General features: G+C 67.0%; 25 protein-coding genes. 12 read left to right on the top strand and 13 right to left on the bottom strand.

Annotation, left to right across the window (positions count from 1 at the left end):
- Nucleotides 1–590: 590 nt before the first annotated feature.
- Nucleotides 591–1,091 (top strand): septal ring lytic transglycosylase RlpA family protein, encoded by a 501-nt coding sequence (locus tag FVQ98_RS02795; protein ID WP_255507597.1) that lies wholly within the window; start codon nucleotides 591–593, stop codon nucleotides 1,089–1,091.
- A gap of 131 nt (nucleotides 1,092–1,222) precedes the next feature.
- On the opposite strand, the gene paaE is transcribed toward FVQ98_RS02795, so the two are convergent.
- From paaE to FVQ98_RS02765, 6 genes are all read right to left on the bottom strand, one after another.
- Nucleotides 1,223–2,329: a 1,2-phenylacetyl-CoA epoxidase subunit PaaE gene (gene paaE, locus FVQ98_RS02790; RefSeq protein ID WP_147911904.1), complete on the bottom strand. Its 1,107-nt coding sequence runs from the start codon at nucleotides 2,327–2,329 to the stop codon at nucleotides 1,223–1,225.
- A gap of 225 nt (nucleotides 2,330–2,554) precedes the next feature.
- Entirely contained in the window at nucleotides 2,555–3,160 is a 606-nt protein-coding gene (gene paaD / locus FVQ98_RS02785) for a 1,2-phenylacetyl-CoA epoxidase subunit PaaD (protein WP_147911903.1), read from the bottom strand.
- Nucleotides 3,161–3,204: 44 nt separating this feature from the next.
- The gene (gene paaC / locus FVQ98_RS02780) at nucleotides 3,205–4,047 is read right to left on the bottom strand and encodes a 1,2-phenylacetyl-CoA epoxidase subunit PaaC (protein WP_147911902.1); all 843 of its coding nucleotides are present in this window, start codon (nucleotides 4,045–4,047) and stop codon (nucleotides 3,205–3,207) included.
- On the bottom strand, nucleotides 4,048–4,347 hold the full coding sequence (gene paaB / locus FVQ98_RS02775; RefSeq protein ID WP_147911901.1) for a 1,2-phenylacetyl-CoA epoxidase subunit PaaB: 300 nt from the start codon (nucleotides 4,345–4,347) through the stop codon (nucleotides 4,048–4,050).
- 25 nt (nucleotides 4,348–4,372) lie between these two features.
- Nucleotides 4,373–5,395 (bottom strand): 1,2-phenylacetyl-CoA epoxidase subunit PaaA, encoded by a 1,023-nt coding sequence (gene paaA, locus FVQ98_RS02770; protein ID WP_147911900.1) that lies wholly within the window; start codon nucleotides 5,393–5,395, stop codon nucleotides 4,373–4,375.
- A 177-nt stretch (nucleotides 5,396–5,572) separates the two neighbouring features.
- Nucleotides 5,573–6,526 carry a 23S rRNA (adenine(2030)-N(6))-methyltransferase RlmJ gene (locus FVQ98_RS02765; protein ID WP_147911899.1) on the bottom strand — a complete coding sequence of 318 codons (954 nt, stop codon included), beginning with the start codon at nucleotides 6,524–6,526 and terminating at the stop codon, nucleotides 5,573–5,575.
- 324 nt (nucleotides 6,527–6,850) lie between these two features.
- On the opposite strand from FVQ98_RS02765, the gene rplM reads away from it, so the two are divergent.
- The 4 genes from rplM to erpA all read left to right on the top strand — a co-directional run bounded on the left by rplM (nucleotide 6,851) and on the right by erpA (nucleotide 8,707).
- Nucleotides 6,851–7,279: a 50S ribosomal protein L13 gene (gene rplM / locus FVQ98_RS02760; protein ID WP_147911898.1), complete on the top strand. Its 429-nt coding sequence runs from the start codon at nucleotides 6,851–6,853 to the stop codon at nucleotides 7,277–7,279.
- A gap of 11 nt (nucleotides 7,280–7,290) precedes the next feature.
- The gene (gene rpsI / locus FVQ98_RS02755) at nucleotides 7,291–7,683 is read left to right on the top strand and encodes a 30S ribosomal protein S9 (RefSeq protein ID WP_147911897.1); all 393 of its coding nucleotides are present in this window, start codon (nucleotides 7,291–7,293) and stop codon (nucleotides 7,681–7,683) included.
- Nucleotides 7,684–7,818: 135 nt separating this feature from the next.
- Nucleotides 7,819–8,268, top strand: coding sequence for a bactofilin family protein (locus FVQ98_RS02750; protein ID WP_147911896.1), 450 nt, complete (start codon nucleotides 7,819–7,821; stop codon nucleotides 8,266–8,268).
- Nucleotides 8,269–8,329: 61 nt separating this feature from the next.
- Nucleotides 8,330–8,707: an iron-sulfur cluster insertion protein ErpA gene (gene erpA, locus FVQ98_RS02745; RefSeq protein ID WP_147911895.1), complete on the top strand. Its 378-nt coding sequence runs from the start codon at nucleotides 8,330–8,332 to the stop codon at nucleotides 8,705–8,707.
- Between the two features lie 93 nt (nucleotides 8,708–8,800).
- Here erpA and FVQ98_RS02740 read toward each other — a convergent pair whose 3' ends face one another.
- Nucleotides 8,801–10,159 carry a M23 family metallopeptidase gene (locus tag FVQ98_RS02740; RefSeq protein WP_147911894.1) on the bottom strand — a complete coding sequence of 453 codons (1,359 nt, stop codon included), beginning with the start codon at nucleotides 10,157–10,159 and terminating at the stop codon, nucleotides 8,801–8,803.
- A gap of 163 nt (nucleotides 10,160–10,322) precedes the next feature.
- On the opposite strand from FVQ98_RS02740, the gene tyrS reads away from it, so the two are divergent.
- Both tyrS and FVQ98_RS02730 read left to right on the top strand, forming a co-directional pair.
- Entirely contained in the window at nucleotides 10,323–11,564 is a 1,242-nt protein-coding gene (gene tyrS / locus FVQ98_RS02735) for a tyrosine--tRNA ligase (RefSeq protein ID WP_147911893.1), read from the top strand.
- A gap of 69 nt (nucleotides 11,565–11,633) precedes the next feature.
- Nucleotides 11,634–12,221, top strand: a complete 588-nt coding sequence (locus tag FVQ98_RS02730) for a GNAT family N-acetyltransferase (RefSeq protein ID WP_370512909.1) — start codon at nucleotides 11,634–11,636, stop codon at nucleotides 12,219–12,221.
- A gap of 152 nt (nucleotides 12,222–12,373) precedes the next feature.
- Here FVQ98_RS02730 and FVQ98_RS02725 read toward each other — a convergent pair whose 3' ends face one another.
- Nucleotides 12,374–13,459 carry a phosphotransferase enzyme family protein gene (locus FVQ98_RS02725; protein ID WP_255507595.1) on the bottom strand — a complete coding sequence of 362 codons (1,086 nt, stop codon included), beginning with the start codon at nucleotides 13,457–13,459 and terminating at the stop codon, nucleotides 12,374–12,376.
- Between the two features lies 1 nt (nucleotide 13,460).
- On the opposite strand from FVQ98_RS02725, the gene FVQ98_RS02720 reads away from it, so the two are divergent.
- Together FVQ98_RS02720 and FVQ98_RS02715 are read left to right on the top strand one after the other, a co-directional pair.
- A complete protein-coding gene (locus FVQ98_RS02720; protein ID WP_147911892.1) occupies nucleotides 13,461–14,372 on the top strand; it encodes an MBL fold metallo-hydrolase in 912 nt (303 codons plus the stop codon).
- Nucleotides 14,373–14,613: 241 nt separating this feature from the next.
- Entirely contained in the window at nucleotides 14,614–15,651 is a 1,038-nt protein-coding gene (locus FVQ98_RS02715; RefSeq protein WP_147911891.1) for a cation diffusion facilitator family transporter, read from the top strand.
- 26 nt (nucleotides 15,652–15,677) lie between these two features.
- Here the strand turns inward: FVQ98_RS02715 and FVQ98_RS02710 are convergent, their stop codons facing one another.
- Nucleotides 15,678–16,211, bottom strand: coding sequence for a hypothetical protein (locus FVQ98_RS02710; protein WP_147911890.1), 534 nt, complete (start codon nucleotides 16,209–16,211; stop codon nucleotides 15,678–15,680).
- Between the two features lie 44 nt (nucleotides 16,212–16,255).
- On the opposite strand from FVQ98_RS02710, the gene dtd reads away from it, so the two are divergent.
- Together dtd and dbpA are read left to right on the top strand one after the other, a co-directional pair.
- Entirely contained in the window at nucleotides 16,256–16,705 is a 450-nt protein-coding gene (dtd, locus tag FVQ98_RS02705) for a D-aminoacyl-tRNA deacylase (protein WP_147911889.1), read from the top strand.
- Nucleotides 16,706–16,742: 37 nt separating this feature from the next.
- The gene (gene dbpA / locus FVQ98_RS02700) at nucleotides 16,743–18,143 is read left to right on the top strand and encodes an ATP-dependent RNA helicase DbpA (protein WP_147911888.1); all 1,401 of its coding nucleotides are present in this window, start codon (nucleotides 16,743–16,745) and stop codon (nucleotides 18,141–18,143) included.
- Between the two features lie 254 nt (nucleotides 18,144–18,397).
- Here the strand turns inward: dbpA and ybeY are convergent, their stop codons facing one another.
- The 4 genes from ybeY to FVQ98_RS02680 form a co-directional block, all read right to left on the bottom strand.
- Nucleotides 18,398–18,859: an rRNA maturation RNase YbeY gene (gene ybeY / locus FVQ98_RS02695; protein WP_147911887.1), complete on the bottom strand. Its 462-nt coding sequence runs from the start codon at nucleotides 18,857–18,859 to the stop codon at nucleotides 18,398–18,400.
- A 10-nt stretch (nucleotides 18,860–18,869) separates the two neighbouring features.
- Nucleotides 18,870–19,733, bottom strand: a complete 864-nt coding sequence (locus tag FVQ98_RS02690; RefSeq protein WP_147911886.1) for a hypothetical protein — start codon at nucleotides 19,731–19,733, stop codon at nucleotides 18,870–18,872.
- A 131-nt stretch (nucleotides 19,734–19,864) separates the two neighbouring features.
- On the bottom strand, nucleotides 19,865–20,638 hold the full coding sequence (locus tag FVQ98_RS02685; RefSeq protein WP_147911885.1) for a hypothetical protein: 774 nt from the start codon (nucleotides 20,636–20,638) through the stop codon (nucleotides 19,865–19,867).
- Between the two features lie 249 nt (nucleotides 20,639–20,887).
- Nucleotides 20,888–21,847, bottom strand: a complete 960-nt coding sequence (locus tag FVQ98_RS02680) for a PhoH family protein (protein ID WP_147911884.1) — start codon at nucleotides 21,845–21,847, stop codon at nucleotides 20,888–20,890.
- 221 nt (nucleotides 21,848–22,068) lie between these two features.
- Here FVQ98_RS02680 and FVQ98_RS02675 point away from each other — a divergent pair, with 221 nt between their 5' ends.
- On the top strand, nucleotides 22,069–22,725 hold the full coding sequence (locus FVQ98_RS02675) for a LuxR C-terminal-related transcriptional regulator (protein WP_147911883.1): 657 nt from the start codon (nucleotides 22,069–22,071) through the stop codon (nucleotides 22,723–22,725).
- The last annotated feature ends 28 nt before the right edge of the window (nucleotides 22,726–22,753 follow it).

Genomic DNA, 22,753 nt, shown 5'->3' with positions numbered 1-22,753 from the left:
GGCAGATACTGTTTAGAGAGCAGACGTTTCGCCGACGTGAGCTTGCTGCGCACCGATGCGGCGGTGGCGACCTTGCCGTCGTCCGGATCGGGGCAACCGCACTTGGGCAAAGTGCGGGATGCGACGCGGCAAGGAGCCAGGCCTCGGTTCACCAAGATGGGGCGCACGCACGGTAGGAACTATGGATAACGTAGCTGCCTGCGCAGGTGGCTGTAGGGCCAAGTGGCAAAAAGACTAGAGAAAAGATCGCGATAACCCTGGCGCACGCCCACGTTTCTTCATAACCAAACGTAGGATGCGGCCCCGCTTTTCTAGAGTTTTGTGTCCAAGTGACGCTTCCGTGACGAATTGACACCCCCAAAACCGTCCCGGGCCACTTAAAATCCGACCCCATGTTACGGGACACCTCTCCCGGCGAGCGCGCAAGCGACGAGCCGGCTTCGGGAAGTGCAAGCCGTTTGCCAACTGGCCGAATGCTGTGGATCGGCGCATTGTGGTTGGCAGCCGGGCCGCTTTCGGCCCAAACGGTAAGCCTGAATACTTCCACTCCTCTGTCTGAACCTTGCTCGTCGGCCAAGGCCGTGCACGACATGCGTTGCTCCAACTATTCAGGTTTCAAGACCCGTCTGGGGACACGCGATGCCGAGCCGCCCACGGACGCCGAGGCCGAGGCCAAACCAGACGCTGTTGAAACCCGCGCCTCGCTGTCGCCCAAAGCGCGCGTGGCCAAGCTGGTGCGCGCCGGCCGCGACCTGCAAAAGGGCATGGCGTCCTGGTACGGCCCCGGCTTTCACGGCCGCACCACCGCCAACGGCGAAAAGTTCGACATGTACGAGCTGACGGCGGCGCACAAGACGCTGCCGTTTGGCACGCGCGTGGTGGTGCACAACCCGCGCACCGGCAAGGACGTGGTCGTGCGCATCAACGACCGCGGACCGTACGCCAAGGGCCGTATCCTCGATCTGAGCAAGGCCGCCGCCAGCGCGCTCGGCTTGAAGTCGCGCGGCCACGACGCCGTCGTCCTGCGCGAAGTCCTGCCCGCGAGTCGCGATGGCGAGATGATCGCCACCAGCGCCTCGGCCGGCGAATAAGGCAGCCGCGCCGCAGACCCTCTGCAGGGCGCATCGGCTTCTTCAAGAACCCTCAAGCCACAAAAAAAGGCGCCATCGGCGCCTTTTTTGTTGTCATTTGCGGCGATCGTCGACCACGCAAGCAACGTGCGTCAGCGCTCGTCGTAGCTGATGATCAGCTTGTCGCCCACCGGACGCGCCTGACAGCTGAGCACGAAGCCCTGCGCCATCTCGTCGTCTTCCAGGGTGAAGTTCTTGTCCATGACGACTTCGCCTTCCAGCACCTTGGCGCGGCAGGTGCAGCACACGCCGGCTTTGCAGGAATAGGGCAGGTCCAGGCCGGCCGACAACGCCACGTCCAGCACGTGCTGGTCGGTGCGCATGGCCATCTCGTGGGGTTTGCCGTCGATGACCACGGTCAGCTGCACCTGGCCGGCGGGGGCTTCCGGGTCGGCCTGCTGCACGGCGGCGCGGCGCGCGTCGGGCGTCAGCGCTTCCAGCGTGGGCGAGGTGAAGCGCTCGCTGTAGATGCGGTCGGCAGGCACGCCAGCGGTCTGGAGGGCCGCTTCGACGGCGTCGATCATCGCCTCGGGGCCGCAGACGAAGACTTCGTCCATGCTCTTGGCGGGCAGCAGGGTGTCGATCAGCTGCTGCACCTTGGCGCCGTCGATGCGGCCTTCGAGCATGGGCACTTCCTGCGCCTGGCGCGACAGCACGTGGATCAGCGTCAGCCGGTTCTTGTACTTGTCCTTGAGGTCCTGCAGGGCCTCGTTGAACATCACGCTGGACATGCGGCGGTTGCCGTACACCAGGGTGAACTTGGCGTGCTCGCTCTCTTCCATCGTGCTGGCGATGATGCTCAGGATCGGCGTGATGCCCGAGCCCGCCGCAAAGCCCACGCGGTGCAGCGCGCGCGGCTTGCGGATGGTGAAGCGCCCGTCCGGCGGCATCACGGCCAGCGTGTCGCCCGCCTTCAGCTGCGTCGCGGCCCAGTTGGAAAACACGCCGCCGTCCATCGGGCGGATGCCCACCTCCAGCTCGCCGTGGCTGCCAAAGCGGCTGCGCGTGGAGCAGATCGAGTAGTTGCGGCGCACGTCCTGGCCGTCGATGGTGGTGCGCAGCGTCAGGAACTGGCCCGGCTCGAACGCAAAGCGCTCCTGCAAGTCGGTCGGCACGGCGAACGTGATCGCCACCGAGCCAGCCGCTTCGGGGTTGACGCGGGCGACGGTGAGGTCGTGAAAGCGGGGAACAGCGGACATGGAAGCGGTTTCCTCGTGGGTGAATTCTGTAGAAATTGAACAGCGCGCCGGATCAGCGGAGCACCGCGCGTGGCGACACGCGCAAAGACGAAGGATGGCGACCGCCCAAGGCGCCCGGCAGGCCAGCGCACGCCGTGCCCGGACCTGTGCCGGGCACGGGCGTGGTCCCCCCTCGCGCAGCAGAGGGGGGAAGGCGCCGCAGGCGACTCAGGGGGGTGGCCACCCTTAAATCCTTTTGAAATGGTCGAACGGCTCCATGCAGTCGAGGCAGCGGTACAGCGCCTTGCACGCGGTGGAGCCGAAGTGCGACGTTTCGGTGGTGTTGAGTGAGCCGCACTGCGGGCAGGCGACGGGCAGGGTTGGCATGCCAAAACGGGCTGTAGCGCCCGATCCGTCAGCGCGGCCAGCTCCGGATTTGGGAGCAAACTGGATCACCGATTCTCCCGGCCCGCAAGCGGCGGCCGTGTGGGGCGGCGCGATGCCGTAGTCGCGCAACTTGGCGCGGGCTTCGGGCGTCATCCAGTCGGTGGTCCAGGCGGGTGCCAGTTGCGTCACCACGCGCCCGGCCACGCCTTCGCGCGCCAGCGTGGCTTGGATGTCATCGGCGATCTGGTCCATCGCCGGGCAGCCGCTGTAGGTGGGCGTGATGACCACTTCCACCCGGCCGTCGGCGCCGCGGCGCAGATCGCGCAGGATGCCCATTTCGCGCAGCGTGACGACCGGGATTTCCGGATCGGTCAGTTCGTCGAGCGCCGTCCACAGCGCAGCTTGCTCACTTTCCAGGAGCTGGCTGCGCTGTTCTGGCGGGCGCTGGGGGGCGATTTGGCTCATAAATGGCGATTGGGCTCAGGCGGGGCAACGGGGCTGCGCGCGGCTCACCACACGGCGCCGGGGTGGGCGCGCGCCAGGCTTTGCATTTCGGCCAGCAGGTAGCCCAGGTGCTCGGAATGCACGCCGCTCTTGCCCTGCGTGACGTAACCGTCGGCGGCGGCCGGGCGCTTGAGCGTGGCTTCGGCAATCGCCTCATCGACGATGGCGTTCCACTCATCGCGCAACTCGGCCACTTGCACGCCGCTGGCGTCCGCAGCCACAGCGCTTTCAACCGCCGAGGCCGACCAGAATTCGTCGGTGAAGGGCAGCAGGTAGTCCAGCGCGTCCTGCACGCGGCGGTGCGATTCGTCGGTGCCGTCGCCCAGCCGCACCAGCCAGTCGCGCGAATGGCGCAGGTGGTAGCGCGTTTCCTTCAGGCTCTTGGCGGCGATGGCGGCCAGGTGCGCGTCGGTGGACTGCGACAGGCGTTCCCACACCAGCACCATCAGCGCGCTGTAGAGGAAGTTGCGCACGGTGGTGACGCCCCAGTCGCGCTCGCCCCCGGCGGCGGGCACCAGGGCCAGGCGGTGCGGCAGTTCCAGCAGCGTGTAGTTGCGGAATTCGGGCACGTCGCGGAAGTAGGCCAGCGTGTCTTCGGTGACAGGGCCAGCGGGCCACGCGGTGTTGCGCGGCGCGCGCACGTCGGCGTTCAGGCGCTCGGCCGCATACTGGTAGAGCATGCGCGCCTGGCCGATCAGGTCCAGGCTGTTGTTGGCCATGGCCAGGTCTTCTTCCAGGATGGGGGCGTGGCCGTTCCATTCGGCATTGCGCTGGCCCAGCACCACGGCGTTGTCCGCCAGGTGCAGCAGGTAGTCGACTGGCGCTGGTGTGTTGACGCGGGCGTCCATTTACATGTGCCCCACTTCTTCGGGGATCTCGTAGAAGGTCGGGTGGCGGTAGATCTTGTCGCTGGCGGGCTCGAACAGCTGCTCTTTGTCGCTCGGGTCGCTGGCGGCGATCAGGTGCGAGGGCATCACCCAGATGCTCACGCCTTCCTGGCGGCGGGTGTAGACGTCGCGCGCCATTTGCAGCGCGTGCTGCGCGTCGCTGGCGTGCAGGCTGCCGCAGTGCTTGTGCTCCAGGCCTTGCTTGCTGCGGACGAAGACTTCCCACAGGGGCCAGTCTTTGAGGGCGGGTTGGTTGCTCATCGTGGTGTCTCCAGGGGTGTGTCGGTCAGGCGGCCTTGCGGGCGCGCTGCTGTTGCTTGTTGGCGTGGGCGACGGCGGCATCGCGCACCCAGGCGCCTTGCTCGTGCGCCTTGACGCGCGCGCCGAGGCGTTCGCGGTTCATCGGGCCGTGGCCGTTGACGGTCTGCCAGAACTCGGCCCAGTCGATCTCGCCGTAGTCGTAGTGGCCGCGCGCCTCGTTCCACTTCAGGTCGGGGTCGGGCAGGGTCACGCCCAGCACCTTGGCCTGCGGCACGGTGGCGTCGACAAACTTTTGGCGCAGGTCGTCGTTGCTGATGCGCTTGATGCCCCAGCGCATGCCTTGCACGCTGTTGGGGCTGTCGGCGTCGGGCGGGCCGAACATGGCCAGGCATTTCCACCAGGTGCGGTTGACGGCGTCCTGCACCATGTCGCGCTGGGCTTGGCTGCCTTTCATCATCACCAGCAGGGCTTCGTAGCCCTGGCGCTGGTGGAACGATTCTTCCTTGCACACGCGCACCATGGCGCGCGCGTAGGGGCCGTAGCTGCAGCGGCACAGCGGCACCTGGTTCATGATGGCCGCGCCATCGACCAGCCAGCCGATCACGCCGACGTCGGCCCAGTTGAGCGTGGGGTAGTTGAAGATGGAGCTGTACTTGGCCTTGCCCGAGTGCAGCGCGTCCAGCATCTGGTCGCGGCTGGTGCCCAGCGTTTCGGCGGCGCTGTACAGGTACAGGCCGTGGCCGGCTTCGTCCTGCACCTTGGCGATCAGGATGGCCTTGCGCTTCAGGGTGGGGGCGCGGCTGATCCAGTTGCCTTCGGGCAGCATGCCGACGATTTCGCTGTGGGCGTGCTGGCTGATCTGGCGCACCAGGGTCTTGCGGTAGGCCTCGGGCATCCAGTCGCGCGGCTCGATGCGGCCATCGGCGTCGATGCGGGCGTCGAATTCGGCCTGCAGCGCGACCTCGGTCTCGCTCGGCGGCTGGCGCACGGCCTTCAGGTTGGTTTTGGCTTCGCCCTCGTCGGGCACGGAAAACGACTGCGTGTACATGCGTGGGTCTCCTGGAGTGGCCCGAACGGCGCAAAAGCCGGCGCCAACAAGAAAGCGCACGACGGGCAGACCGCCAGTATAAATAATTAACCGACCAAGCGGTCGGTTAATTCGGGCGTATGACCCTGGGGTTTACCCGGATATTGAGCGGTCGTGGCGCGCGCTGGCGCTGCGGGTTCAGGCGGCGCCGGCTTCCACGGCCCAACCGGCGCCGCGGCCCTTGCCTTCGCTCATTGCGGCCAGCACGTCGGGCAGCACGGCTTCCAGCTGGTTTTTCAGCGGGTGCGGCGGGTTGATGATGAACATGCCGCTGGCCGACAGCCCGCGGCCATCGTCGGCCGCGCCGACGTTCAAGGTGGCGTGCAGCCAGCCGCGGCCAGCCTGCTGCGCCAAGGTCTTCAGCCGCCGCGGCAGGCTGTGCGCCTCGGGCCGCGGGATGATCGGGTACCAGACCAGGTAAACGCCCGTGGCGAAGCGCTTGAGCGCGTCCTGCATGCTGTCGGCGACTTTGGCGTAGTCGGTCTTGATCTCGTAGCTTGGGTCCATCAGCACCAGCGCGCGGCGCGAGCCGCCGGCGGCCGGTGGGGGCGGAATCAGCGCCTTCAGGCTGGCAAAACCGTCTTCCGGCGCCACGCTGATGCGGCGGCCGACGTCCAGCTGCGAGATGTTGTCCAGCAGGGTGTGCGCATCGGTCGGATGCATTTCAAACAGCTTCAGCCGGTCGTGCACCGGGGCGCGCGCCGGCTCGTCCATCAGCCGCGCCAGAATGAAGGGCGAGCCCGGGTACACACGCCAAGCACCCGGTTGCGTGTTGAAGCTGGCGATGACGCCGAGGTAGTCTTCCAGCAGGTTTGCTTCTGAATTAATAGCTGCTTGCGAAGGTGGCACTAAGGCTGAGGCCTGATTTGGCTTGAAGCCCGCGTCGATCAGCCGCAGCACGCCTTCGGCCGCCTCGCCCGAGGTGCGCGCGTAGTCGCCGTCCAGCCGGTACAGCCCCGCCCCGGCGTGCGTGTCCACCATCAACAGCGGGGTGGGCTTGCGCATCAGATGGCGCGTGGTGCCGATGAGGCACAGGTGCTTGAGCACGTCGGCGTGGTTGCCGGCGTGAAAGCCGTGGCGGTAGCTGTACATGCCGGCATCGTATACCGCGCCGAGGGGGCGCTCGCGCGGTTGATGGCGCGTTGGGCAGGGTGTGCCATGAGCCGGCAGCGGTGTTACAGGGAAGTTGCTTGGTTTTTCAGCACCTGGGGGCTATCGCCCCATGCCGGATGCGGGCTATAATGGCCGGCTTTGCAGCGCATAGCGTGCCCCGCGGCAAGATGGTGTGTTCCCTCGGGAAGGCGCCAAACCCCACCTAAGAGGCTCCCTGACAAGAGGAGCGCCGACCGTGGAAAAGGGCGCGACGTTCGCGGGCTCACGTGGGGCCCGCCAAACCCTCCTTATCCAGGAAAACTCATGAAAACGTTCAGCGCAAAACCCGCTGACGTGACGCACGAGTGGTTTGTGATTGACGCCACCGATAAGGTGCTCGGTCGGGTCGCCAGCGAAGTGGCCCTCCGTCTGCGCGGCAAGCACAAAGCCATTTACACGCCTCACGTCGACACCGGCGACTACATCGTCATCGTCAACGCCGCCAAGCTCCGCGTCACCGGCGCCAAAGAGCTTGACAAGAAATACTACCGCCACACCGGTTACCCGGGCGGCATCCGCGAAACCAATTTCCGCGACATGCAGGCCAAGCACCCCGGCCGCGCGCTGGAAAAGGCCGTCAAGGGCATGCTGCCCAAGGGCCCGCTGGGTTACGCCATGATCAAGAAGTTGAAGGTGTACGGCGGCGCCGAACATCCGCACAGCGCCCAGCAGCCCAAGGCGCTGGAAGTCTAAGGAGCCGGTAAATGATTGGTGATTGGAACAATGGCACCGGCCGTCGCAAAACCAGCGTCGCCCGCGTGTTTCTGAAAAAAGGCTCCGGCAAGATCACGGTGAACGGCAAGGCCATCGAAGAATTCTTCGGCCGCCAGACCTCGATCATGATCTCCAAGCAGCCACTGGTGCTGACCGACAACGTCGAAGCCTTCGACATTCAGGTCAACGTCCACGGTGGTGGTGAATCCGGCCAGGCCGGCGCCGTGCGCCACGGCATCACCCGCGCCCTGATCGACTACGACGCGAACCTGAAGCCGGCCCTGTCGGCCGCTGGTTACGTGACCCGCGACGCCCGCGAGGTCGAGCGTAAGAAGGTCGGCCTGCACTCCGCACGCCGCCGCAAGCAGTTCAGCAAGCGCTGATCGACCGCCTTCGGGCTGTCTGCAAAAACCGCGCCGCCGTCAGGCCGCGCGGTTTTTTCATGGGCGTGCGGGCCGGGTGGCGGCGCGGACGCACTGCCGTGGTAAAAGCAGGGGATGAACCGAGGAGTCGCAGACATGCTGGGCATCAAGAAGCCGTGGTCCGTTCGCAGCACGATTGCCGCTGGCATGAAAGTGGCGGGCGATTGCACCTTCCAGGAGGGTTTGCAGATCGACGGCACGGTGCTGGGCGATGTCACGGCAGAAGGCGCGGGGCCCAGCGTGCTGGTCATCGGTGAAGGCGGCAGCGTGCAGGGCGCGATCAGCGCGGACCACGTCGTCATCGGCGGCACCGTGGTCGGCCCGGTGCTGGCGCGCGAACTGCTGGAGTTGCAGTCCAAGGCGCGCATCCAGGGTGATGTGCGCTACAAGGCGCTGGAGATGCAGCAGGGCGCGGTGATTGCTGGTCAACTGCAGCCGCAGGTGACGCCGCCGTCGCCGGTGGCCGCGCCCGCTGCACCGGCTGAGGCCAGATCGGCGCTGCCGGCGGAGCCGACTGAGCCCACGCTGGACCTGGATCGCCCCTGACGAATCCCGAGTAATTTGATATACTATTTGGCAATATGGTCCTAGCATTCCAGGAGCCGACATGAGTGCCGTTGCGCAAGAAATTCAATCCCCATCCACGATGCCCGATCCCATCGTGTTCACCGACAGCGCTGCCGCCAAGGTGGCAGACCTGATTGCCGAAGAAGGCAACCCTGACTTGAAGCTGCGCGTGTTCGTGCAGGGCGGTGGCTGTTCTGGCTTCCAGTACGGTTTCACCTTCGATGAAATCGCCAATGAAGACGATACGACGATGACCAAGAACGGCGTGTCCTTGTTGATCGACGCGATGAGCTACCAGTACCTGGTCGGCGCCGAGATCGACTACAAGGAAGATCTGCAGGGCGCACAGTTCGTCATCAAGAACCCGAATGCCCAGACGACCTGCGGCTGCGGCTCGTCGTTCTCGGTGCCTGAATAAGCCATCTGCCAGGCTGGCCCAGCGGGTCTGGCCACAAAAAAGGGCGCCTTGGGCGCCCTTTTTGCTGGGCGCATCTGCGCCCGACCGCTCAATTCACTCAAACGTGCTGCTCGAAATGTTGCTTGCCGCAGAGAGCTGCAGCTTCATGCCTGCAGACAGCTTGGCAAACGCGGCACGCCCACCCGGGGACACGGGGACGTTCTCGCGTTGCTCGGCCAGAATCTCGGTCGGGTCCTGAGGCTCGTTGTTGACGCGGAACTCAAAGTGCAGGTGGGGGCCGGTGGCGATGCCGGTTTGACCGACGGCGCCAATGCGCTCTCCCTGCATGACGTTGTCGCCGGTCTTGACGTCGATGCGCGAGAGATGCGCGTAGACCGTCGTGTCCTTGGCGTTGCGGTGCTTGACGTAAATGACGTTGCCATAGCCGCTCTGAACGCCGGCAAATTCCACGCGCCCGTCACCAATGGTCCGTACCGGGCTGCCAGTAGGGGCCGCGTAGTCGACGCCACGGTGCTCGCGCCGGTAGCCCAGCACCGGATGGTCGCGCATGCCGAAGCCGCTGGTCATGCGCGTGGTTTCCATCGGTGCCGCCAAGTAGGCCTTGCGCAGGCTCTGGCCGTCAAATCCGTAGTAGGCACCCTTGTTGGCGCCGGGCTCGGTGAACCAGATGGCCTGGAAGGTCTTGCCGCGGTTCACCATCTCGGCGCTCAGGATGCGGCCGGAGCGGATGGTTTCACCATCGGCCTCCAGCGACTCGTAGACGATCGAAAAGCGATCGCCACGGCGCAGTCCACGGTGGAAATCCACGCTGGATTCGAAAATCTGGGTCAGCTGCTTGGTGACGCTGTCGGGCAGGTTGGCTTCATCGGTGGCAGCGTACAGCGTGCCTCGGATCACGCCGCTGGTCAGGCGCTGGGTAGCCACCAGCGGCGCAGTCTCGACCCGAACGCTGAAGCCATCGGCGGTCTTGTCGACCACCAGGCGCTTGAAATTGTTGTCGTTGTCGTTTTCGACCCAATGGGTCCGCAGCGTTTGCAGTTCCAGCCGGTCGGTGGCTTCGGCGGTGACCGTGCGGCCCGCGGTGCCGCGCCCAAACAGCGCCTGCTGGGCGATCGTGTCCTTGCGCAGGAAGGCGGCAGCGGCCGGATCGGCCAGGCCCAGGCGCTTGAGCAGTGCTTCAGGGGTGTCGGACGTGCGTGTCTGCTCACTGCGGTACAGCGTGAAGCGGTGCGTGTCGAGCATGTCGACCTGGCCGCCCAGTTGCAGGCTCTGCACCGATTCGGACACCAGCCGCAGGGGTTCAGAGGGCGCAGTGGGCGCCAAGGACGCCACGGCGAAGGCACCGCCGCCGCCGCCCAGCAGCAACGCCGCGATGACAGCGGTGATGCGTTTCGGGTGACGGTGTACGAAATCGGCCAGAGCCAGGCCAGTGGAAATCAGTTCTTGCTTCACGCGCGGGGATGTTCCGGAAAACAGGTCACGACAGAGCGGTTCGTCCCACGGGTTCACGAACCGCCCGGCAAAGCGCTCTGCGGGCAGAGCACGGCCTCTTAGAATGCGGCCTAAGCAAATGAGTATAACGGCGTAGGTAGGTTCCTACAACGCGACTGACACCATGTCTGACACCCAGCTGACAAAAGACCCGATTTCCGACGATATCCGCGCCGCCATGGCGATTTCGCTACGCGGCTGTGACGAACTGCTGCCGCAGGACGACTGGCTCAAGAAACTGACGCGATCGGCTCAGACCGGCCAGCCGCTGCGCATCAAGCTGGGGCTCGACCCCACGGCGCCCGACATCCACCTGGGCCACACGGTGGTGCTCAACAAGATGCGCCAGCTGCAGGATCTGGGCCACCAGGTGATCTTCCTGATCGGCGACTTCACCACCTTGATTGGCGACCCGTCGGGCCGCAACAGCACGCGCCCGCCGCTGACGCCCGAGCAGATCAAGGCCAATGCCGAGACGTATTACACCCAGGCCGCCAAGGTGTTGGACCCGTCCAAGACCGAGGTCCGTTACAACAGCGAATGGTCCGACGCCCTGGGCGCGCGCGGCCTGATCCAGCTGGCCGCCAAGTACACCGTGGCCCGCATGATGGAGCGCGACGACTTCCACAAGCGCTTCCATGAAGGCAATTCGATCAGCCTGCACGAATTCCTGTACCCGCTGCTGCAGGGTTACGACTCGGTCGCACTCAAGTCCGACCTCGAATTGGGCGGAACCGACCAGAAGTTCAACCTGCTGATGGGGCGCCACCTGCAGCAGGAGCATGGCCAAGAGCCGCAGTGTGTGCTCACCATGCCGCTCTTGGTCGGCCTGGACGGCGTGTACAAGATGTCGAAGTCCAAGAACAACTACGTCGGCATCACCGAAGACGCGAACACCATGTTCGCCAAGATCCTGTCGATTTCCGACGACCTCATGTGGGACTGGTTCACCCTGCTGTCCTTCATGAGCCTGCCGGAAATCGCTGCGCTCAAGCTGGAGATCGAGGGCGGGCGCAACCCCAAGGACGCCAAGGTGCTGCTGGCCAAGGAGATCACCGCGCGCTTTCACAGCGCGGCGGCGGCCGAGGCGGCCGAGCAGGACTTCATCAACCGCGCCAAGGGCGGCGTGCCGGACGAGATTCCGGAGCTCAGCCTGCCGCTGGGCGAGGGCGGCGCTTTGGGCATTGGCCAGTTGCTCAAGCAAGCGGGCCTGGCGCCGTCCAGCAGCGAAGCCAACCGCCTGGTCGACGGCGGCGGCGTGCGGGTGGATTCCAGCGTGGTCAGCGACAAAGGCCTGAAGCTGGCCGCCGGCACCTACGTGGTGCAGGTCGGCAAGCGCAAGTTCGCGCGCGTCACCCTGGCTTGAGCCCAAGCGCCGCGTGGCCCCAGACGCCGGGGCGGTGTCGGCTTCGGTAGTTTCAAGCCAAATCGGCCGTTGGCCCTACAACCACCTGCGCAAGCAGCTACGGCGTTGATAGCAACCGAGATCCGCCCCGAAGCGCGCGGTGACGCGCCCGCGATCGACGACGTGCTCGGCGCCGCCTTCGCTGGTGTGCCCCACAGCGACCAGAGCGAAGCCCGCACCGTGCGTGCGCTGCGGCGGGACGGCGCGCTCACCCTGTCCCTGCTGGCCGTGCGCGCGGGCGCTTGCGTTGGCTACGTCGCCGCATCGCCGGTGCGGCTGTCGGGCTCGCCCGGCCGCTGGTTCGGGCTGGGCCCGCTGGCGGTCGATCCGCGCTGGCAGCGCCAGGGCGTGGGACAGGCGCTGGTGCAGGCCGCGCTGGCGGCGTTGCGGGCGCAGGGCGCGGCGGGCGCGGTGCTGCTGGGCGACCCGGCCTACTACGCGCGCTTTGGCTTCGCCGCGTCGCCCGACCTTGGCTTGCCGGGCCTGCCGGCGGCGTACGCGGACCACGTGCAGGCGCTGGCGTTCGGCGACCAGGCGGCGCGCGGCGCGCTGCGCTACCCCACGGCGTTCGGTCTGGCGCCCGAGGCGAGCTTTGCGCCAGGCGATGTGCTGGGTTGAGGCAGAGCAAAGCGTTCTCGGAGTTTCAAGCAAAATCGGCCGTTGGCCCTACAGTGATCTGTGCGGACAGCTGCGAAATCAGTAGCGATTGAAGCGGCCACACGCACCATCCAAGCGAACGCCGAACGTTGTTGACGCCCGCGCCGTGCGCCTCAGAACGGCAGTTCCAGCGCCTCCCACTGCGCCAGCAGGCCCAGCTGCTTGCGCAGGTACATGGTCGGCATGGCTTGCGACCCCCAGACCGGCACGCGGCCGGCGTATTCGCCCAGCAGCCAGAACTGGCGCACGGCCATGAAGGGGGCGATGGCGGCCTGGTCGGCCGCGCTCAAAGGGCGCACTGCGCGGTACGCGTCGATGAAGCTGCGCCAGCGCGCCAGCACCCGTTCGCTCGGCGCGGTGTCGGGCATGCGCGGGAACATGGACCAGGGGTAGATGGCCAGCTCGTACGCCAGGCAGCCGGGGCCGGCTTCGTCGAAGTCGAAGAACACCGCCTCGGGCTCACCTTGCGCGTTGGTGCGCATGAAGTTGTTTTCACCGTGCGCGTCGCCGTGGCCCATCACCCGGGTCAGGGGCTCCAACGCCGATAGGCGTGCGCGCAGGCGCTCGGCCGCGGCCTCGAAGCCAGGGCGCAGTTCGGGCAGCATCGTCGGCGCGCGCAGCAGGTCTTGCAGCGGGCGGTCCAGCAGGTCGGGCAACTCCAGCGCGTAGCGGCTGGGCGGCCCGGCGTACGACGCGCCGGCCGCGTGCAGTGCCGCCAGCCCGCGCGCGAAAGCGGCGATGTCTTCAGGAGCTTCGCCGGTGAAGTCGCCTTCCACATAGTCGAACAGCATCAGCGGACGCGGGCCTTCGGGCAGCGGCACGTCGACCGCGTGGGCGCCGCCGCGCGCCGGCAGGCAGCGCACCACCGGGCAGCCTTGCGCCGCCAGGTGTTGGTGCAGCGCGGCTTCAAACGCGGTGTTGGCTGGCCCGCGCGGCCGTTCGGACGACAGGCGCGCCACCGCGCGCTGGCCGCTGGCGAAGTCGATCCGGTAGACCTGGTTGAAGCTGCGCCGCAGGAATTCGCCCCCGACCACCGGCCCCAGGTCCCAGGCGCGCTCCACCCAGCGCGCCATCGCGGCGGCGGTGGGGGTGGATTGGGCGATGTCGAGCGTCATGGCGGGTAGGGGGATGGGGGGCGTGAGGGCAGCGGTGTCGCGCAGGCGGTGCGCGCTGCGCGGCACCGCCGCTACGATACCCAAGATGCAGACGGCACCTCCTGTTCAGCGCTTCGGCCCGGTGGCCGTACACTTTGGCGACAAGTCGGGCAAGCACCCGGACGGCAACCAGGTCATCGTCCAGGGCGCGGACATGCGCGTGGCGTTCGACACGCCGCTGGTCGCCAACCGCATCGGGCCCGAGTTCGACGAGGCCGACCTGGTCATCCTCGGCCACGTGCACGAAGACCACACCGCCGGCCTGCACCGCGTCCCGCATACGCCGGTGCAGGTGCACGCGGCCGATCTGGCGGCGGCTCAATCGTGGGAAGGCCTGTGCGCGCACTACGGCTACACGCCCGAGGTGATGACCGAGCTGCGCCCCTTCATCGAACGCAGCCACCACTGGGTGCCGCGGCCCGACGCCACCGCCTACGCCGACGGTGCCGTGTGGGAGCTGGGCGGCGGCGTGCGCGTGCGCGCGCACCACCTGCCTGGCCACACGTCTGGCCACTGCGCACTGGTGGAAGAAAGCGAAGGCGTCGCCTTCATCGGCGACATCGATTTGACCGGCTTTGGCCCGTACTACGGCGACGCCACGTCCAGCCTGGTGCTGTTTCAGCAAAGCCTCCAGCGCGTGCGCGAGCTGGACGCGCGCGTGTGGGTCACCTCGCACCACAAGGGCGTGCTGACCGACCGCGCCGAATTCGTGCGCGCGCTGGACCGTTTTGCCACCCGCATCGCCGAACACGACGATCAGCTGATCGGCTACCTGCGCGAGCGCCCGCACACGCTGGACGATTTGGCGCGGCGCGGCGTGCTGTACCCGCCCGGCGCGGCCGTGCCCTGGGTCTTTCCGGCCGAGCGGCGCACCATCGCGCAGCACCTGGACGGCCTGGTCGACGCTGGCGAGGTGCGGCTAGAGGCCGATGGCCTGTACGCGTTGACCGGTGCCTGAGACGCCGTCGGCGGTGCCCGCGAGGTGGCGCACCTGCCGCCGCGCGCCGGGCGCAGTCTCAGTCGGCCCGCGCACAGCCGCCTGGGGAATGCGACTCAGGCGCGTTCAGAGCGCTGCTGTGCGGGTATTTGCTCTGGTATCAGGAGCTGCTTGCGCAGATCTGTCAAGGGTTAGCGGCTTGTAAGGAACTTGCTAAGCCTGGCGCAAGGGTTGGCGTGCGCGCCCGCCCGACAATCGGCCCATGCCCATCGAATCGCTTCGTCGCTGGATCACACCCGCCCGCCTGATGGGCGTGTCCGTGGTGGTCGCGCTGCTGACCATCGCGCTCAAGACGCTGGCCTGGTGGCTGACCGGCTCGGTCGGCCTGCTGTCCGACGCGCTGGAGTCCTTCGTCAACCTGGCGGCCGCCGTGTTCGGGCTGTGGATGGTCACTGTGGCCGCGCGCCCGGCCGACGAGGACCACCCGTTCGGCCACAGCAAGGCGGAGTATTTTTCGTCCGGCTTCGAGGGCATCCTGATCCTCGGTGCGGCCGCCGCCATCGTCTGGGCGGCACTGCCGCGCTTCTGGCACCCGCAGCCGCTGGAGCAACTGGGTTGGGGCATGGCGCTGTCGGTCGCCAGTTCGGTGCTGAACGGCGTGCTCGCCTGGATCATGCTGCGCGCATCGCGCACGCACCGCTCCATCGCGCTGGAAGCCGATGCCAAGCACCTGCTGACCGATGTCTGGACCTCGGCCGGTGTCGTCATCGGCCTGGTGCTGGCGGGGCTGACTGGCTGGTTGTGGCTGGACCCGCTGGTGGCGATCGGCGTGGCGCTCAACATCCTGCGCGAGGGCGGGCGGCTGATCTGGCGCTCGTCGCAAGGCCTGATGGACGCCGCGGCCGAGCCGCAGGTGCAGGCCAAGGTCGATGCGGTGCTGGCGGGCTTTTTGCAACCGTCAGGTGACAGCCCTGGCAATGTCGCGCGCGCCACCGGGGCAGGGGGCGTCACGGCGCCCGGCCACGCCAACCCGGTGCGCATCGACCATGTGCTGTCGCGCCGCGCCGGCCAGCGCCATTTCCTGAGCATGCACCTCCACCTGCCGGCCGACTGGAGCCTGGGCCGTGCCGCGGCGATGCGTGCGCGCGTCGAGCAGGCCTTGCTGGACGCGGTGCCTGGCCTGCAGGTCAGCATTCAGCTGCTGCCGCTGGGGGTGGAGCCGCTGACCGAGCTGGGCGAAGCGGCGCCCACCGACGAAGGCACGGTGCCGATGGGGCTGGGCCACGCCCATCGGCACTGAGCGCGGGGCTTGGCGCCCCGCCTGCGTCACTGGGCCGAAGGGGTGCCGCGCGGTTTGATCGCGGCGCATTCGGGCGTGTCCCACTTGTTGTTGCAGTGGCGCCAGCCGCAGCCGTCGCGCTTGAACGGGTTGGCGCCGGCTTCCTTCAGGCAGCGGCCCAGCGGGGTGCGGTCGTTGGCGCCCGAGCGGTCAAGCAGGTCACCGCCCTGGTTCGGGCAATCGCCCTGGCCCCAGCGGCCTTCGCAGTGTTGGCGCATGCAGCGGTCGCGCGCGGCCATGTTCATGCCCGAGTGGTCCATGCAGCTCTTGAGGCTGGCGCGCGGGTCGGCATTGGGATTGGCGCCGGAGCGGTACGCGTCACCGCGCCAGGACTTCCGGGCAGGCTCGGGCGCGGGCTTGGCCTGTCGCGCCGAGGCGCCTTGTTCGGCACGGTGCTTGCGCACGGCTTCGGCTGCCTCGCGCGAATTGTTTTGCGCCTGCGCCGCGCTGGTCGCCCACAGGGCGGCGTGCGCCACGGCCAGCGCGGCCAAGGCCCGCAGCAGTTGGTTCTTCAAGCTCATGCATACTCCTGAATTCATTTTTGACGAGCGCACGATAGCCGAAAATGCAGGCCCTCATCCAGCGTGTTTCCCAGGCCAGCGTCACCATCGCAGGGCGCATATCCGGCCAGATCGACCAGGGCCTGTTGTTGCTCCTCTGCGCCGAGCACGGTGACACCGAAGCCATCGCCGACAAGCTGCTGGCCAAGGTACTGAAGCTGCGCATCTTCAGCGACGAGGCCGGCAAGATGAACCGCAGCGTGCAGGACGTGCGTGGCGGCCTGCTGATCGTCAGCCAGTTCACGCTGGCGGCCGACACGTCTGGCGGCAACCGGCCCAGCTTCACCGCTGCGGCGCCGCCCGAGTTGGGGCGCCAGCTGTACGCGTATTTCGTGCAGCAGGCGCGCGCCGCGCACCCGATCGTGGCCACCGGCGAGTTCGGCGCCGACATGCAGGTCGCGCTGGTCAACGACGGGCCGGTCACGATCCCGATGCGGCTGCCGCCCGCACCCTGAGCGCCCGGCTGGGGCGCCGCCCGGATAATCGCGCCCCATGAATTCAACCGCTCCTACCGGCGCAGCCGCGACGTTCAGCGTGCTGCCCTTGCAGCCGGCCATGCAGGACAACCTGCAGCAGCTCGGCTACCTGCAGATGACGCCCATCCAGGCCGCCAGCCTGCCGCTCACCCTGCAGGGCAAGGACCTGATCGCCCAGGCCAGCACCGGCAGCGGCAAGACGGTGGCGTTCGGTCTGCCCTTGCTGGACAAGCTCAACCCGCGCTGGTTTGGCATCCAGGCGCTCGTGCTGTGCCCCACGCGCGAACTGGCCGACCAGGTCGCCACCGAGATCCGCCGCCTGGCGCGCGCGCAGGACAACATCAAGGTCGTCACCGTCTACGGCGGTGTGCCCTCGCGCAACCAGATCGCCACGCTGGAAAACGGTGCCCACGTCGTGGTTGGCACGCCCGGCCGCGTGATGGACCTGATGGAGCGCGGCGCGCTCGACATCGGCCAGCTCAAGACGCTGGTGCTCGACGAGGCCGATCGCATGCTCGACATGGGCTTTCTGGCCGACATCGAAACCGTGGTGCGGCAGTGCCCGGCCGACCGGCAGACGCTGCTGTTTTCGGCCACCTACCCGGACGGCATCGCCAAGCTGGCAGCGCGCTTCATGCGCCAGCCCGAGATGGTGAAGGTGGCCGCCCAGCACAGCGCCGGCAAGATCGAGCAGCGCTGGTACGAGGTCGAATCGGGCCAGAAAGCCGCCGCCGTCGCCCAATTGCTCCTGCACTTCCGGCCCGAATCGACGCTGATCTTCGCCAATACCAAGCAGCAGGTGCGCGCCATCGCCAGCGCGCTGCAGGCGCAGGGCTTCAGCGCACTGGCGCTGTATGGCGAGCTGGAGCAACGCGAGCGTGACGAAGTGCTCGTGCAGTTCGCCAACCGCTCCTGCAGCGTGCTGGTCGCCACCGACGTCGCCGCGCGCGGGCTGGACATCGCCGATCTGCCCGCCGTCATCAACGTGGACGTGACGCCCGATGCCGAGGTGCACATCCACCGCATCGGCCGCACCGGCCGCGGCGACGCCGAAGGCCTGGCGCTCAACCTCGTCAGCATGGACGAGATGGGCAGCGTCGGCCGCATCGAGCAGCTGCAGGGGCGGGCGTCCACGTTTCACCCGCTGGCCGAGCTGAAGCCTGCGCCCGGCGGCGAACTGGTGCCGCCCATGTCCACCATCCAGATCGTGGGCGGACGCAAGGAGAAGATCCGCGCCGGCGACGTGATGGGCGCCATGTGTGCCGACTTCGGCTACGCCCGCGAGCAGGTCGGCAAGATCAGCGTCAACGATTTTTCAACCTACGTCGCCGTGGACCGCGCCATCGCCAGCGAAGCCTGCGCCCGGTTGAATGCGGGCCGGGTCAAGGGCAAGAGCGTCAGGGCGCGGCTGCTCTGAGGCTCGGCCAAGGGGCCTTCGGCAGAATTTGAGCCGAATTGGCCGCCTGGCCGCGCGGGGCGGGCGCGGCCAGCTATCGAATCCATAGTTCGTTGCGGGCAGCCCGTCGGGCGCAGCGCTTCGTCGCGATGCGCCAGACTGGCTGATCGCTGAGGGGCGAAATCCGGCTGCAAGCCCCACGGGACGGGCGCGGGCAGCTATGCATTCAGGACTTCAAGGCTGACCTGGGCCCACGAGCGATGCCCGTGAAATGCTCACTTCGCGTAGGGGCCAGCGATGCCCAGCGCCGCCAGGATCTCGGTTTCGCGCGCTTCCATGGCCTCGGCGTCTTCATCGCCCGTTTCGTGGTCCCACCCTTGGGCGTGCAACGCGCCGTGCACCAGCAGGTGTGCGTAATGTTCGGCCAGTGGCTTGCCCAACTCGGCCGCTTCGCGCGCCACCACCGGCGCGCACAACACCAGATCGGCCGCCACCACCGGAGCGCCGCTGTAGTCGAAGGTCAGCACGTTGGTGGCGTAGTCCTTGCCGCGAAAGTCGCGGTTGAGCTGCTGCCCCTCGTCTGTATCGACGATGCGTACGGTGATTTCGGCTGCCTGCACGTCCTCGCCGAGCGCTGAGCGTACGTACCGCGCGACCCTGTGGCGGGGCAGCGCGGCGCGGTGCTCGGCCGCAGCGGGGAAGCGGGCGAACTGGAGGCTCAGGGACAGGGGTGGCATGACGGGAGGGTTAGTTCCAGTTGGCACTGATTTCGCGGGCCTGCTGGTCAAGGCGGAAGCCGTCACCGCTTTCACGGCTTTGCACCGTGATGCCGCGCCACTGGCCTTCCGCCACGCGCCAGCTTTCCTGTACCACGCCCGGCGCGGATGTTTGCCGAACGTGGCAGGTGGCGAATGTTCCGGCGGGCACGGTCACGTCCACGCGGCCGAGGTAGGTGGTTTCCAGTGTGGCTTTGTCAGGAAGAACGCCAGTGCCGCCGTCCAGCGGCGGAGCAGGAACGTGCGACACGTTGTTAGTGTCAATAAAAATGTAATGACCAGCGACGTACTGGGTGACGGCCGGACTTGCGTAGGTTTCCCCCGCAGCCAAGCCAATGGGCTCGGTCAGTCCCGGCAAATAGCCGTGGTAAGCGATGTTTGGGAAGGCGCGGGTGGGCCACTCCCAGCGCGCGGTCAGCAGCGTGTCGACCACCCCGTCGTGCAAACGCACATAGCGACCCTGCCAATCAGGAAGCCTGTCCCAACCGTTGATGCTGTTGGGCGCATCTCGCCATCGGACCGCGTCAGCGGGCATGCCCCACTCAGGTGGCGGCGCTAGCACGTCGGTGTGGGTGATGGATTCGCGCACGGGAATCACGCCGTCACTTGTCACTGCACGGGTGTCTGTCACGTCCCAGGTCACCGACCAACCACTGCCCACCTTGTACATGCTCGGGTTGTGGCAGTCGGCCAGGTTGGACGTGGGTTGCGGCGCTGGCGGCTCGACGGGCGTGGCATCGTCATCGCCCCCGCCGCAAGCGGACAGTGCGGTCAGGAGCGCCAAGGCGCTGAGCCGTGCAAGCGTGGACGCTGGCGTTGTACGGGGTCGCTTCATGGGTGCCTCCTTTGAAAAACTGAACTTTGCGTTGATGAAGCATACGGTGCCCGCGCGAGCAGCTATCGATGAAGTAGCGAATGACATCCGGTCAATGGTCCGAATCGGGCTGCGATTGCTTCACCCGCGCGCTATTTCCAGTGGGCGCTCAGCGCTTTGGCTTCGATGGTGATGGTCTTGGCCGGATCGATGTAGGTCGTCTTCACCTGAAGGCCTTTGTAAGGGCCCTCGGCCACCATCCAGGCGTGCATCTCGCCCGCCGCAGCGACGCCATCCGCCAACCGCCGCGAAATCGTGTGACAAGTGCTAACGGTGCCTGCGGGCAGGGTCATGGATTCGCGGCCGACGTAAGTTAGTACCCCATTGGCATCGATGGGCGGGTAGGCCAGAACGCTGAAATTCTTGTGGGGCGCGCCTTGGTGGGTCTGACCGTCGGCGAGGGCAATGGGCAGGCTTTCCGCAGGAACCGACCCGGTGTAGGCGACGGCATTGCCCGATGCGAAATGCTGCCAGGACGCGTACAGCAGGGTCTGCTCGTGGTCGCCGGCCAGCCGGACAAAGGTGCTGATCCGCCCAACCGTCCCGATCGGCGCCAACTCGCCCGTAGCGCGATGGACCTCCCACGGGGCCCAGACGACGGTGCCTATTGGCATGTCCCAATCGGCAGGCGGTGCGAGGACCACGCCCGTGGTTCGGCTTTCCGCGTGGTCGGCATTGGCGGCCCACGTGATCGACCAGTGGCTGCCCAGCGTGTACATACTGGGGTTGTGGCAGTAGGCCAGGTTGGTGACCGTCGTCGACGGGTCCACGGGGGTCGGGTCGTCATCGCCGCCGCCGCACGCGACCAGGGCGCCGGTGCCCATCAGGACAAGCAGCCAGGGGAGCGAACGGTACAAAATGGGCATTGCAGGACTCCTCAACACCAAAGGCGTTGGGTTCACCGTACGCGAGCCAGGGCGCCCGGGTCTAGTTGATGGTGCGGTACCGGAGTGTTCGCTGACAGACGGTTGAGCGTGAGTCTGAGGGTGCACCGCGGTGCCTGGTGGCGCAACGGAAGGACCAGTTGCGCAGGGTGGTCATGCACGTGAATTTGCAGGGAAATCGATCTGCGGCCCTACAACCACCTGCGCCATCAGCTACCTAAATCATAGTCATCAACCGCCCCGCGCATCCGACGTGCGCCGCGGTGCCGCGTCGTACGCGTCCACGATGCGCGCGACCAGCGGGTGGCGCACGACGTCGGCGGTGGTGAAGCGGGTGAAGGCCAGGCCCTTGACGCGCTTGAGCACGCGCTCGGCGTCGATCAGGCCGCTGGTGGCGCCTTTGGGCAAGTCGATCTGGCTGACGTCGCCGGTGACCACGGCCTTGGCGCCGAAGCCGATGCGGGTGAGGAACATCTTCATCTGCTCTGGCGTGGTGTTCTGCGCTTCGTCGAGGATGACGAACGCGTTGTTCAGCGTGCGTCCGCGCATGAAGGCCAGCGGGGCAATTTCGAGCTGGTTGCGCTCGAACGCCTTGGCGACGCGGTCGAAACCCATCAGGTCGTACAGCGCGTCGTACAGCGGGCGCAGATAAGGGTCGACCTTCTGCGTGAGGTCGCCAGGCAGGAAGCCGAGGCGCTCGCCCGCTTCGACGGCCGGGCGCGTCAGCACGATGCGCTGCACCGACTGGCGCTCCAGCGCGTCGACGGCGCAGGCCACGGCGAGGTAGGTCTTGCCGGTGCCGGCCGGGCCGATGCCGAAGGTGATGTCGTGGCTGGCAATGTTCTCCAGGTACGCGCCCTGGTTGGGCGTGCGCGCTTTCAAGTCGCTGCGGCGCGTGGCGAGTACAGCGCTGCCGTCGGCACCTTCGCCTACGGGCGTGCCGTCACCGGCCAGCATGAGTTGCACGGTTTCGGGGCGGATCGGGCGGTCGGCCAATTCGTAAAGCGCCTGCAGCAGTGTGATGGCGCGCTCGGCCTGCTTCTTGGGGCCGTCGACCTTGAACTGTTCATGCCGGTGTGCGATGGCCACCTGCAGGCCCGCTTCGATGGTGCGCAGGTGTTCGTCCATCGGGCCGCACAGGTGTTGCAGGCGGGTGTTGTTGAGGGGGGTAAAGGTATGGCGAAGAATCACTCGGCCATTGTGCGGCAGTTCGGCGCCTGAACGCCGCGCAAAACGCCATTCGTCGATACCGAGCTGGGTTGAGCTTGATGCGGTCAAGCCAGGATCGCGTGTGTGCGAGGGCCCGATCATGCGCTTTTGGTCAACTTGGCGCGACATAGTTGAGAACAAAGTCACATCGGCGGGCTGTGGTAACCGGCTCCCTTGGCCGGGCCACTAGCATGATGGCGACTATGAAGTGCGTATTAATCGTCGAAGCGGAGGCTGAAGCGGAGGCGGGGCTCTCGTTGGTTGCCGATCAGGCTTTTCCGGTGGCCCAACTGCGCCATGCGCAGGCCGCAGCCGAAGCGGTACGGCTGCTGGGCGAGCAGCGCGTTGAGCTGGCGCTCATCGACCCCCACGGCCTGGACGAAGGTGGGCAGGGCGTGGCACAGGTCATCCAGGCGCTGCCGCCCGGCGCTGTGGCGGTGATCGTGACGGGCACCGACGAAGACGAGTACCTGTTCCCCGCGCTGCGGGCGGGTGCCTTCGGCTACCTGCTGCGGGATCAACCGGTGGATGACCTGGTTGCCGCGTTGCAGGGCATGGTGCAGGGCGAGCCGCCGCTGTCACCATCGGTGGCTCGGCGCGTGCTGCGTTTTTTCGCCGAGGATGCGGGGGCGGCGCTGCTGCCATCGCCCAGCCCGGACGACGTCGCGCTGAATGCGCGCGAAAGCGAAATCCTGCAGCGCGTGGCCAAGGGCTTCACGCTGCCCGAAATCGCCGGGCAGCTCGGCCTGTCGCGCCACACCGTCGCAGACTATGTCAAGCAGATCTACCGCAAGCTCAACGTGTCTTCGCGTGCCGAAGCCGCGCTGGAGGCGGCGCGGCGCGGGCTGGTGCGGCCGTAGCGGTGCGCCGCCGCGCGGCCCAACTTCA

It is taken from the genome of Ottowia flava (genome assembly GCF_008017535.1).
GTDB classification, from domain to species: Bacteria; Pseudomonadota; Gammaproteobacteria; order Burkholderiales; family Burkholderiaceae_C; genus Ottowia; species Ottowia flava.
This window is presented reverse-complemented; position numbering and strand designations above follow the sequence as displayed.

Bases quoted from the DNA above. Each gene is read 5' to 3' on its own strand.
- FVQ98_RS02795 (WP_255507597.1), top strand. From the start codon at position 591: ATGCGTTGCTCCAACTATTCAGGTTTCAAGACCCGTCTGGGGACACGC.
- paaE (WP_147911904.1), bottom strand. From the start codon at position 2,329: ATGTCCGCTGTTCCCCGCTTTCACGACCTCACCGTCGCCCGCGTCAAC.
- paaD (WP_147911903.1), bottom strand. From the start codon at position 3,160: ATGAGCCAAATCGCCCCCCAGCGCCCGCCAGAACAGCGCAGCCAGCTC.
- paaC (WP_147911902.1), bottom strand. From the start codon at position 4,047: ATGGACGCCCGCGTCAACACACCAGCGCCAGTCGACTACCTGCTGCAC.
- paaB (WP_147911901.1), bottom strand. From the start codon at position 4,347: ATGAGCAACCAACCCGCCCTCAAAGACTGGCCCCTGTGGGAAGTCTTC.
- paaA (WP_147911900.1), bottom strand. From the start codon at position 5,395: ATGTACACGCAGTCGTTTTCCGTGCCCGACGAGGGCGAAGCCAAAACC.
- FVQ98_RS02765 (WP_147911899.1), bottom strand. From the start codon at position 6,526: ATGTACAGCTACCGCCACGGCTTTCACGCCGGCAACCACGCCGACGTG.
- rplM (WP_147911898.1), top strand. From the start codon at position 6,851: ATGAAAACGTTCAGCGCAAAACCCGCTGACGTGACGCACGAGTGGTTT.
- rpsI (WP_147911897.1), top strand. From the start codon at position 7,291: ATGATTGGTGATTGGAACAATGGCACCGGCCGTCGCAAAACCAGCGTC.
- FVQ98_RS02750 (WP_147911896.1), top strand. From the start codon at position 7,819: ATGCTGGGCATCAAGAAGCCGTGGTCCGTTCGCAGCACGATTGCCGCT.
- erpA (WP_147911895.1), top strand. From the start codon at position 8,330: ATGAGTGCCGTTGCGCAAGAAATTCAATCCCCATCCACGATGCCCGAT.
- tyrS (WP_147911893.1), top strand. From the start codon at position 10,323: ATGTCTGACACCCAGCTGACAAAAGACCCGATTTCCGACGATATCCGC.
- FVQ98_RS02720 (WP_147911892.1), top strand. From the start codon at position 13,461: ATGCAGACGGCACCTCCTGTTCAGCGCTTCGGCCCGGTGGCCGTACAC.
- FVQ98_RS02715 (WP_147911891.1), top strand. From the start codon at position 14,614: ATGCCCATCGAATCGCTTCGTCGCTGGATCACACCCGCCCGCCTGATG.
- FVQ98_RS02710 (WP_147911890.1), bottom strand. From the start codon at position 16,211: ATGAGCTTGAAGAACCAACTGCTGCGGGCCTTGGCCGCGCTGGCCGTG.
- dtd (WP_147911889.1), top strand. From the start codon at position 16,256: ATGCAGGCCCTCATCCAGCGTGTTTCCCAGGCCAGCGTCACCATCGCA.
- dbpA (WP_147911888.1), top strand. From the start codon at position 16,743: ATGAATTCAACCGCTCCTACCGGCGCAGCCGCGACGTTCAGCGTGCTG.
- ybeY (WP_147911887.1), bottom strand. From the start codon at position 18,859: ATGCCACCCCTGTCCCTGAGCCTCCAGTTCGCCCGCTTCCCCGCTGCG.
- FVQ98_RS02690 (WP_147911886.1), bottom strand. From the start codon at position 19,733: ATGAAGCGACCCCGTACAACGCCAGCGTCCACGCTTGCACGGCTCAGC.
- FVQ98_RS02685 (WP_147911885.1), bottom strand. From the start codon at position 20,638: ATGCCCATTTTGTACCGTTCGCTCCCCTGGCTGCTTGTCCTGATGGGC.
- FVQ98_RS02675 (WP_147911883.1), top strand. From the start codon at position 22,069: ATGAAGTGCGTATTAATCGTCGAAGCGGAGGCTGAAGCGGAGGCGGGG.